This window comes from Phenylobacterium conjunctum (assembly GCF_042679085.1).
Taxonomy (GTDB): Bacteria; Pseudomonadota; Alphaproteobacteria; order Caulobacterales; family Caulobacteraceae; genus Phenylobacterium; species Phenylobacterium conjunctum.
Genome location: NZ_JBHTLQ010000097.1, coordinates 1 through 7073, shown reverse-complemented (window position 1 = coordinate 7073; position 7073 = coordinate 1). Strand labels below are relative to the sequence as shown.

General features: G+C 69.5%; 7 protein-coding genes. 1 reads left to right on the top strand and 6 read right to left on the bottom strand.

Going from position 1 to position 7073, the window contains the following annotated elements; all coding sequences use genetic code 11:
* A partial coding sequence (gene mreC / locus ACFQ27_RS20410) for a rod shape-determining protein MreC (protein ID WP_377354868.1) occupies positions 1–992 on the bottom strand: 992 nt, incomplete at its 3' end.
* A 59-nt stretch (positions 993–1051) separates the two neighbouring features.
* Positions 1052–2095, bottom strand: a complete 1044-nt coding sequence (locus ACFQ27_RS20405) for a rod shape-determining protein (RefSeq protein ID WP_374344837.1) — start codon at positions 2093–2095, stop codon at positions 1052–1054.
* 303 nt (positions 2096–2398) lie between these two features.
* Here ACFQ27_RS20405 and ACFQ27_RS20400 point away from each other — a divergent pair, with 303 nt between their 5' ends.
* On the top strand, positions 2399–3922 hold the full coding sequence (locus tag ACFQ27_RS20400) for an ABC-F family ATP-binding cassette domain-containing protein (protein ID WP_377354867.1): 1524 nt from the start codon (positions 2399–2401) through the stop codon (positions 3920–3922).
* Here ACFQ27_RS20400 and ACFQ27_RS20395 read toward each other — a convergent pair whose 3' ends face one another.
* Genes ACFQ27_RS20395 through ACFQ27_RS20380 form a run of 4 tightly spaced genes read right to left on the bottom strand, consistent with a single transcriptional unit; the run spans position 3923 to position 6865 of the window.
* Positions 3923–4630, bottom strand: coding sequence for an ABC transporter ATP-binding protein (locus ACFQ27_RS20395; RefSeq protein WP_377354866.1), 708 nt, complete (start codon positions 4628–4630; stop codon positions 3923–3925).
* The gene (gene modB / locus ACFQ27_RS20390) at positions 4623–5285 is read right to left on the bottom strand and encodes a molybdate ABC transporter permease subunit (RefSeq protein WP_377354864.1); all 663 of its coding nucleotides are present in this window, start codon (positions 5283–5285) and stop codon (positions 4623–4625) included. The genes ACFQ27_RS20395 and modB overlap by 8 nt, the downstream gene beginning before the upstream one ends.
* Positions 5286–5295: 10 nt before the next feature.
* On the bottom strand, positions 5296–6072 hold the full coding sequence (gene modA / locus ACFQ27_RS20385; RefSeq protein ID WP_377354863.1) for a molybdate ABC transporter substrate-binding protein: 777 nt from the start codon (positions 6070–6072) through the stop codon (positions 5296–5298).
* Between the two features lie 4 nt (positions 6073–6076).
* Positions 6077–6865, bottom strand: coding sequence for a TOBE domain-containing protein (locus tag ACFQ27_RS20380; RefSeq protein WP_377354862.1), 789 nt, complete (start codon positions 6863–6865; stop codon positions 6077–6079).
* Positions 6866–7073: the final 208 nt, after the last annotated feature.

Below are 7073 nucleotides of genomic sequence, written 5' to 3'. Positions count from 1 at the left end.
GCGCCGAGCGGCGTCGCCGCCGCCGGCTTGGGCAAGGGCGGTGCGGGCGCCCGCGCGGGCGGCGGCGTCTGGGCGGTGATGGTGGCGGCGCCCTCCGAGGGCGGCAGCGGATCCATCCGGTCCAGCTCGGCCTTGGCGCTGGCCGACAGCTGGGTGAAGTCCTTGAACAGCAGGATCTGCACGAAATCGATCGGGGCGGTGTCAGAGGCCAGCACCACCCGCCAGCGCCCGTCCAGGCCCTTTACGGCCACGCCCACGGGCAGGCCGCGCGGCAGGACCCCGCCGTCGCCGGAGGTCAGCACCCGGTCGCCCTGGCGCACCGGCTCCTTGCCGCGCAGGTATTCCAGCCGCGGATTAGGGCCGCCGTCGCCGGTCAGGATCGCCCGCGCATTGGTCCGGTCAATCATCACCGGCGTCCGCGAGGCGACGTCGGTGAGCAGCAGGATGCGGCTCGCGCCCTTGGTCACCCCGATGATCCGGCCGACCAGGCCGTTTTCGCTCATCACCGGATTGCCCGGCTCGACGTTTTTTTCCTTGCCGGCGTTGGCCAGCCGGCTGTTGGCGAAGGGCCCTCGGGAATCGCTGACCGTGCGCGCGGCCACCATCGGGATCGGCGGCTCGGTCTTCAGGCCCAGCAGGGCGTGATAGCGGTCATTGGTGTCGCGCAGGGCCAGGGCGACATCGCGCCACTGGCGGGCTTCCTTGAGTTCGGCCTTCAGCCGGCGGTTCTCCGAGACCGCGAAGAAGTAGCCGCGCAGGGCGTCGAGCCCCTGCCCGCCCCAACGGCCGGGCGCGGCGACGACGCCGGACACTGGCGCAGCCACGGCGTCACCCACCTGACGGGTCACGCCATAGGCTTCTTCCTTCAGGGTCTCGCGCCGGTCGGACAGTAGGATGGCGATAGCGACCACGACGGCCACGAGCAGGGCGACCGCGGCCGTCAAGGCCAGCGGCACCTTCAGTTCACCGAACGGATTATCCCTAAGCGCCACCTGGATGCCCGTCTGTCCGGAGGACGCCCCCTGCGCCTCCGGTCGCTGAATAGCAAGTTCTAGGCCAGGGTGCTTTCCAGAACGCCCTTCATCCACTTGGGATGTTCGAGCACCTTGCCGCAGCCGAGGGCCACGCAGGAGAGCGGGTCATCGGCCACCGTCACCGGCAGGCCCGTATGGTCGCGGATCTCGGCGTCGAGGCCGCGCAGCAGCGCGCCGCCGCCGGTCAGCATGATGCCCTTATCGGCGATGTCGGAGGCCAGTTCCGGCGGGGTCGCTTCCAGCGCCATCTTCACGGCGTCGACGATCTGACCCACCGGCTCGGACAGGCTGTCCGACGCCTGCTTCTCGGAAATGCGCACTTCCCGCGGCACGCCCTGCATCAGGTCGCGGCCCTTGACCTCGATCGACAGGCCCTCGCCATCGGCCGGCGCCCGGGCGGTGCCGATTTCCTTCTTGATGCGCTCAGCGGTGGTCTCGCCGATCAGCAGGTTATGATTGCGGCGCATGTAGCTGATGATCGCCTCGTCCATCTTGTCGCCGCCCACGCGCACCGAGCGCGAATAGACGATGCCCGACAGGGACAGGACGGCCACCTCGGTGGTGCCGCCGCCGATGTCGACGACCATCGAACCGGTCGGCTCATGGATCGGCAGGCCGGCGCCGATGGCCGCGGCCATGGGTTCGTCGATCAGGCCGACGCGACGGCCGCCGGCGTTCAGGCAGCTGTCATTGATGGCGCGGCGTTCCACGGCGGTGGCGCCCGACGGCACGCACACGATCACCTTGGGGTTCACGAAGCCCTTGCGGTTGTGAACCTTGCGGATGAAGTACTTGATCATCTCCTCGGCCACTTCGAAGTCAGCGATCACCCCGTCGCGCATGGGGCGGATGGCTTCCATGTGGCCCGGCGTCCGGCCCAGCATCTGCTTGGCCTCTATGCCCACGGCGTGAACGATCTTGCGGCCGCCCACGTTGCGCAGCGCCACCACCGAGGGCTCGTTCAGCACAATGCCCTTACCCTTCATATAGATGAGGGTGTTCGCGGTGCCGAGGTCGATGGCGATATCGTTGGAGATGGCGCCGAAGAGGGACGAAATCATGCAGGGCCCTGAGGGGTGGGGATCGAAGACGGCCGTAAGGCTGGAACGGAACACCAGGAGCACACCCCGAAACGGGATGTCCGAACGCTCCAGCCCCCGCTCGCAGGACTCCCGTCCGTGTGCCCTCTCAATGGGTTGATTTCAAGGCTTAATGACAGTCCGTCCGGCCGGCTTCACCGCAGCCCTCGCCTTGGCCATGACCGGGCCGGCATTGTCGCCCGCACGCTACAGCCGCGCGGCTCGCGGTACGCTAGAAAAGCCTCTCCTGTTTGGCGAGCCGCACCGGCCCCTTGAGAACCGACCATGTCCCGTCAGGCCGTTCTGGGCGTTGAAAACGCGAGCTTCTTCTACGGCTCAAACCGGGTGTTCGAGAACGTCACCTTCCAGCTGGATGACGCCCGCACAGCCCTGGTCGGCGACAATGGCGCCGGCAAGTCCACCCTGCTCAAATGCCTGCTGGGCGAGCTGGAGCTCAACAGCGGCAAGATCGTAAAATCCCGGGGCCTGAAGATCGGCTACGTCCCGCAGGAGGCGCCCGCCCACCTCCTCGACCAGCCCCTGCGCCGGGTGCTGGAACAGGCGCTCACCCTCGACGACGGCTCCGAGGACTGGAAGGTCGACGTTCTGCTGGACGAGGTAGGCCTGTCCTATGACGACGCCGAGCGGCCGTTCAGCGCCCTGTCTGGCGGCTGGCGCCGGCTGATGCTGATCGCCGCGGCGATGCGCCTGTCGGAGCCCGACCTGCTGATCCTGGACGAGCCGACCAACCACCTGGACCTGTCCAACATCAACACGCTCGAGGCCTGGCTGGCCGAGGACGCCCGCCTGCCCATGCTGGTGGTCAGCCACGACCGCGCCTTCCTGCAGCGGGCGACGACGCGAACCCTGTTCCTGCGCGCCGACGGCGCCCACAGCTTCAACGCCCCCTTCGTGGCGGCGCGCGAGGCCTTGCTTGAACGCGACGCCGCCGACGCCGCCCGCCGCCAGCTCGAGGCCAAGGAGATCGAGCGGCTGCAGAAGGTGGTGGCGCGCTACAAGGTCTGGGGGATCAAGAACGACAAGTTCGACAAGCGCGCCAAGGCTACGGAAAAGCGGATCGAACGCATCGAGGCCGAGCGCACCGAGGCCTACGCCGCCCGCGAACGGCGGCTGGAGCTGCATGATGGCGAGATCGACGCCAAGGTCGCCCTGCGTATCCACGACCACGTGGTCCGGGTCCCTGACGGCTCACGCGACCTGTTCCGCATCGACAGGCTCAGCGTCGCGGCAGGCGACAAGATCGCCCTGCTGGGCGTCAATGGCGCGGGCAAGTCCACCCTGCTCTCCGCCCTCGCCCAGGCCTTCGATCCCGAGATTGAGCACTATGACGGCCAGGCCCCGATCCGGTTCAACCCGCAGGCCCGGCTGGTCTATTTCGACCAGCGCCTGGCCGACCTGCCGCTGACGTCGAGCCTGATCGACTACCTGACCTCAGCCGAAGGCGCGACCGAGCGCGAGGCCAACGCCCTGCTCGCCAAGGCCGGCTTCGCCTATGTCCGGATCAAGGGGCCGATCGCCGATCTCAGCCACGGCGAGCGGGCGCGGCTGGCCTTCCTTCGGATGCAGCTGGCCAAGCCCAACCTCTACCTGCTGGACGAGCCCACCAACCACCTGGACATCGAGGGCCAGGAGGCGTTGGAGGCCCAACTGGAAGCCTCGGACGTCGCCTGCCTGTTCGTGTCCCACGACCGCTACTTCACGCGCTCGGCGGCGACGCGTTTCCTGGAAATCCGCAAGGGTCGGCTGATCGAGGTCGAGGACCCGGAAGCCTTCTTTGCGGCTCAATAGTCAGAGCCCGAGCGCTTCGGCGACTGCGCCGCCGGCCGCGGCGATCTCGGCGGGGGTTCCGATCATCAGCACGCGCCCCTGGTCCAGCACCAGCACCCGGTCGGCCAGGCCCATCGCCTCGTCCAGGTCGTGGGTGACCAGCAGGGTCGCCGCCGCCAGCCGGCCGCGCAAGGCGCGGATCTCGGCCTGCAGGTCCCGCCGCGTCCGCCGGTCCACCGCCGAGAACGGCTCGTCCAGCAACAGCACCTGCGGCTCGCGCGCCAATGCCCGGGCCAGGGCCACGCGCTGCTGCTGGCCGCCGGACAGGGCCGCCGGTTTGCGCCCCTCCAGCCCGTGCAGGTGAACCTGGGCCAGCAGGGCCTGGGCGCGGGCCTTGCGCGCGCTGGCCGGCAGATGGCCAAGGGCGGCGGTCACGTTCTGCAAGGTCGTCATGTGCGGGAACAGGGCGTAGGCCTGGAACACCAGCCCCACGGAACGTTCCTGCGGCGGGCGGCGCACGCCGGCCTGGGCGTCGAACCAGACGGCCTCGCCGCAGGTGATGCGGCCGGTCCCCGGCGGGTGCAGGCCGGCGATGCAGCGCAGCAGGGTCGACTTGCCCCCGCCGGACGGCCCCACCACGGCCAGGACTTCGCCCGGCGCAACGGCGAACCGCGCCTGCAGCGCATAGGGCCGGCTCTGGCCGATCTCGACGCTTAAGCCCTCAGCCACGGCGCCGGCCTCCGGTCAGGGCGTAGCTGACCCCGATCGCGGCGATGGAGAAGGCCAGCAGGGCCGCGGCCATGGCGCCGGCGGCTTGGGTGTCGAAGGCCTGGGCTCGGTCATAGATGGCGATGGCGGCGGTCCGCGTCTGGCCCTCGATATTGCCGCCCACCATCAGCACCACGCCGAATTCGCCCAGGGTATGGGCGAAGGTCAGGGCCAGGGCGGAGAACACGCCGGGCCAGGCCAGTGGCAGGTCGATCCGCCGAAAGGTCTGCCACCGCGACAGGCCGCTGACATAGGCCGCCTCCCGCACCTCGGCCGGCACAGCCTCCATGGCCCGCTGCACGGGCTGGATGGCGAAGGGGATGTTGACCAGCACCGAGGCTGCCAACAGGCCTGAGAAATGGAACACAAGGCCTTGACCGAAAACGCTTTCCCATACGCGCCCCAGCGGCGACATCGCCCCCATCCCGACCAGCAGGTAATAGCCCAGGACGGTCGGCGGCAGCACCAGCGGCAAGGTGATCGCGGCCTCGGCCACGCCCTTCAAGGGCCCCTTCCAGCCGGCCAACAACCGACCAATCACCAGGGCGGTCGGGATCAGGATGGCGCAGGTCCAGCCCGCAAGCTTCAGGGACAGCCCAAAGGCGCTCCAGTCCAATCGCGGCCCCCTACTTCACGCCCGCCGGCAGGGTGAAGCCGTAACGGGAGAGGATCGCCTTGACCTTGGCGGTCTTCAGATAGGCGTAGAAGGCCCGCGCCGTATCGTCCGCCCCCTTGATCAGCACCATCCTTTGCCGCAGCGGCTTGTGCCACGCCGACGGGACCAGGGCGTAGGCGCCCTTGCTCGACACCGCCGGCGCCAGGGCCAGGGCGTAGGGGATCAGGCCGACCTGGGCTGAGCCGGTGACCGCGAACTGGGTCGCCTGGGCGGCGTTGTCGCCCAGCACCAGCCGGGGCTTGGCGGCGTCCCACAGCGTCTGATGCGTCAGCGCCTCCTGCGCCGCGCGGCCATAGGGCGCGTGTTCCGGATTGGCGATGGCCAGCGCCTTCAGCCGGCCGTCGGCCAGGGCCTGACGCACGTCCTTAAGGCCGGCGTCCGCCTTCACCGGCGAGCCCGTCGGCGCGAACACCGCCAGCCGGCCGATGGCGTAGAGATCGCCCACCCCGTCCGTGCGGCCCGCCTTCGCCAGCATCTGGACGTAGGACTCATCGGCGCTGAGGAACATCTCAAAGGGCGCGCCCTGCTGGATCTGGGTCGTGAAGTTGCCCGACGAGCCGAAGGTCAGTTTCACCGACTTGCCGGTGTCCCTGGTGAACTGGGCGGCCACCTCGGTCAGGGCGAAGTTCAGGTCCGCCGCGGCGGCGATGGCTGGAACCTCGGCGGCACGGGCCGGCGCGAACGGCAGGGCCAGCGCCAAGAGACCGGCAAGAAGTGCGCGACGCATCCGATTACTCCACGGCCAGGATGACATGCGGCGCCTTGATCAGGGCCCAGACCGAGGCGCCTGGCGCCAACTCCAGGGCGCGTGCGCTTTCCAGGGTGATGCTCGCCGCCAGGCTCTTGCCGTCGGCCAGGGACAGGCTGATCTCGCTGTTCACAGCCCCGTCCTCGCGAGAGATCACGGATCCTCGCAGCTGGTTTCGGGCCGAGGTGCGGATCCCCTCGCCCACCGCCAGGGTGACAAAGCTCGACTTGATCAGGGCGATGGCCGGCTTGCCGACCGCGAGGTCCAGCTCGCGCACACTGTCGCGGGTGACGATAGCCACGATCTCCAGCCCCTCGGCGACCTTCAGCGTGACCTCGGCGTTCACCGCCCCATCGGTCACCGCGCTGACGGTCCCGCGCAAGGCGTTCCGCGCACTTGTCCGCATCCCCAGCCCCCAGAACAGTTCGCCAATGTCCGCGCCGCCCAGCCCGGCCTCCAGCCGCGCGATCACCCCGCCCAGTTCCGCCTCCACCTTGCGAAAGGCGGTAAGGACCGCCTGGCCCTGGGGCGTCAGCTCAGCGGCGCCGCCTTTGGCGCCCCCGGCCTGGGCCTGGATCAGCGGCCGGTCGAACAGGTTGTTCAGCGCCTGCGCCGCATCCCAGGCGCCCTTGTAGGACAGGCCCAGCACCTTGGCCGCCTTGGTGATCGAGCCCTCCGCCGCCACCGCCTCCAGCAGGGCGATCCGCTCAGCGCCCACACGCGAGCCCGCGCGGCGCAGCGACAGGACAGCGGTCAGGACGTCATCAGCCACGTCGGGCTCCAGCGTTATGCAGACGATCTACACAACGCAGCGTGCGGGGTCTAGCCGAGCGCGGTCATCACCACGCCAAGACCGGTCAGCACGCCGCCGGCCATCTGGCGCAGCGTGAGCTTTTCCTTGAACAGCCGGCGCCCCGCCGCCGCGGCGATGGGCGCTTCCAGCACCCCGACCGCGCGCACCGGCCCGGCCGGCGCCATGG